The organism is Caballeronia sp. (assembly GCF_049581465.1).
GTDB lineage: Bacteria > Pseudomonadota > Gammaproteobacteria > Burkholderiales > Burkholderiaceae > Caballeronia.
The window spans coordinates 1-2,982 of record NZ_JBAUSA010000733.1; the positions used below are offsets into that span (position 1 = coordinate 1).

The following is a 2,982-nucleotide window of genomic DNA, read 5'->3' on the forward strand; positions in this document are numbered from 1 at the left end:
AGTTGGTGCAAGACGGCAAGAACGGCTTTATCTGCGAGCCGACGCCAGAAGCACTCGCTGTCGCAATGGACAAGCTCTATGCAGACAAAGCCATGGCACGGGAAATGGGACGCAATGCGTTGGATCGATTGAGCGAAATCAATATTTCGTGGTCCCACGTCCTGAAAAGGCTGCTCGCATGAAAGTATTGATCGTGAATAATATGGCGCCGTTCATGTGGGGCGGCGCTGAAGAACTAGCAGAGCATTTACGACGGAACGTGATTGCCGCCGGCCATGAATCCGAGATTTTGCGTCTTCCATTCCAGTGGGAGCCGGCGACCGGGATTCCATCGCAAATGCTGATGGCGCGGACAATGGAACTTTGGAACGTCGATCATGTGATCGCCCTGAAATTTCCGGCGTTTTACATTCGGCATCCTAACAAGACGCTTTGGCTCATTCATCAATATCGGCAGGCGTATGACCTTTTCGATGTAGGGCAGACGAATCTTCCGGCCGGACGTCACGGAGACGACATTCGTACCCTGATCACGAATGCCGATAACGAGGCGTTCGGAGAAAGCAAGCGCATCTTTACCATTTCCGAGGTCGTCCGGCAGCGTTTGATGAAGTACAACGGCTTTAACGCCGAAGTCCTGATTCCGCCGATTACCGACGCCGACTTGTTCACGGGCGTTCCAACCGACAAACACGCCAGCAGCTACATTTTTGCTGGCGGTCGCGTGAATTCCATGAAGCGCCAGCGCTTGCTTGTCGAGGCGTTGGCGCATGCGAGCAAGGAAGTCAAACTGATCATTGCCGGTCCTCCGGACACGCCCGCCGACGGTGAGAGCCTTCACGAACTGGTCGCACGACTTGGCTTGACGGACCGCGTGAAACTGGATTTGCGTTTCATGCCTCGCGAAACATACGCGGACTACATCAACAATGCGAGCGCGGCCATTTATATTCCGTTCGACGAAGACTCGCTCGGATATGTCGCGGTAGAAGCGGCAACGGCTGGTAAAGCGTTGATCACGGCGACCGACAGTGGCGGCGTCCTGGGCATCGTGAAGCACGGCGAGACCGGCTGGGTCGCGGAACCTGCGGTGCAGCCACTCGCCGACGCCATGAGCGCGGTGTACAAGGACGCGTCCATCACACGTGGCTACGGTGCGTCGGCCCGGGCGTTGTGGCTCAGCATGGATATCAATTGGTCGAAAACGGTGGAGACTCTTCTTCGATGAATATTCTCATATTCACTCCGGCCATCAAGTCCTCCGCTATCGGCCGCATGGCGCGTCTGGTCACGAGCGTCCTTAAGGACCAGGGTCACGATGTAACGATCGTGCGCAGCGAGGGTGACGGCTATCTAAAGCGCGAACCACATGATTTCGGCGTCGAACTTATTTCGTGGAGGGACGACCGGGTAGTATGGGCGGCGGTGTCGCGCGCAGACCTGGTCGTGTATCAGATCGGCGATAACTTTGATTTCCATGAAGGCTGCCTGCATTGGCTGCCGGGAGCGCCTGGTGTCGTATGCCTGCATGATTTCTTTCTCGGCCACCTTTTTCATGCGTGGAAACAGCAGCCTGGAAATGAGCATCGCGCAGATGCGATCCTGCGGCGCTGGTATGGCGAAACCGTCGCGAAGACCTATATCGAGTATCCGGACAATGCCGCGTTCATCCTAGGCACGAAGGACACTGCACCGCTGACCGAATGGATCGTCTCTCAAGCGTTAGGCGTGATTACGCACAGTGAAGGGGGCGCACAGCGTGTGCGTCAGTCGTGCCCTGGTCCGGTGCGGGTCATACCTCTCGCTTATGACGCTCCGGGCGTTTGCGCGGCTTCTTCCTCTCATGCTGCCCCGTTGTTCGGCCAGTTCAACTTGCTGACCATCGGCTATATCAATCAGAACAAGCGTGTTGCGAAGGTGATTGAAGCGATAGCGGCGAGCCAGTCTCTTCGGCAAAACGTGGTGTACCGCCTGGTCGGCCATATAGAACCGCACGAAGCGCTGCGGTTGTCAGCGCTCGCCAATGGTCTTCGTGTGCGCCTGGTCATATCGGGAGAAGTAAGCGACGCGGCTCTGGCTCAAGCAGTGAATGAGGCCGATGCGATCAGTTGCTTGCGGTGGCCGAGCCTGGAAGCGGCGTCCGCTTCCGCGATCGAAGCCATGTTGTATGGAAAGGCGGTGATGGTCACCGACACTGGCTTTTATCGAGAAATTCCAGACGACTGCGTTGAGAAGATATCGGTCGAGAACGAGGTCGACAACATCGGGCAGGCACTTCAGCGCTTCTACGACGCGCCTGAGTCGCGTCAGCGAATCGGAGCGAGGGCGCGCAGATTCGCATTGCAGACTTATTCCGTCGATCGATACGCGAGCGAACTGCTAGCCATGAGTGCTACGGTGCAGAAAGTGCGCCCGTTAGCGAAGGCGAAGGCGCATTTCGTCGATGTCCTGACGCAATGGGGCGCAAGTAGTGACCTGCTGCGCGACGAATCCGTACAGTCGGCGTTCTTGATCACCAAATGAGCTGAGTAAGCCGCCGTGTCGCGGCTTACTCAGTTCTTTGCGCGCTGCGTATTTTCAAACCGTAGAATCAAATGTGACTGTTTCGGTGAGGAGTCTTATGCAACAACTCAATAATTTATCGGAACGAATCGCCGCTTATCAACCGCAGATCAAGGCGGCGGTTGATCGCGTAATCGCCAGCGGATGGCTGGTGCTCGGCCCCGAAGTAAAAGGTTTTGAACAGCAGTTTGCCGCCTACCTTGGCGCAGCGCACTGCCTTGGCGTAGCCAACGGCACCGAGGCAATCGAACTTGGGTTGCGCTCGCTCGGTATTGGCCGAGGCGACACGGTTGCAACGGTTGCCAACGCTGGCGCTTATACGACCACCGCGTTAATGTCGATTGGCGCCACGCCTTACTTCATGGATGTCGATCTGGGCACTCGGGTGGCCGGTCTGGCACACGTCAAGGCCGCAATCGA

At 56.9% G+C, this 2,982-nt stretch carries 4 protein-coding genes; all 4 read left to right on the plus strand.

Going from position 1 to position 2,982, the window contains the following annotated elements; translation table 11 throughout:
* The coding region (locus WCA53_RS17960) for a glycosyltransferase (RefSeq protein WP_423913409.1) at positions 1 to 182 on the plus strand (182 nt) is incomplete at its 5' end.
* Positions 179 to 1,228, plus strand: coding sequence for a glycosyltransferase family 4 protein (locus tag WCA53_RS17965; RefSeq protein WP_423913414.1), 1,050 nt, complete (start codon positions 179 to 181; stop codon positions 1,226 to 1,228). The genes WCA53_RS17960 and WCA53_RS17965, both read left to right, overlap by 4 nt.
* Complete coding sequence (locus WCA53_RS17970; protein WP_423913419.1) at positions 1,225 to 2,523, plus strand: glycosyltransferase family 4 protein; 1,299 nt, start codon at positions 1,225 to 1,227, stop codon at positions 2,521 to 2,523. Before WCA53_RS17965 ends, WCA53_RS17970 begins: the two co-directional genes overlap by 4 nt.
* A gap of 97 nt (positions 2,524 to 2,620) precedes the next feature.
* Positions 2,621 to 2,982, plus strand: a 362-nt coding sequence (locus WCA53_RS17975) for a DegT/DnrJ/EryC1/StrS family aminotransferase (RefSeq protein ID WP_423913422.1), incomplete at its 3' end; no start/stop codon positions are given.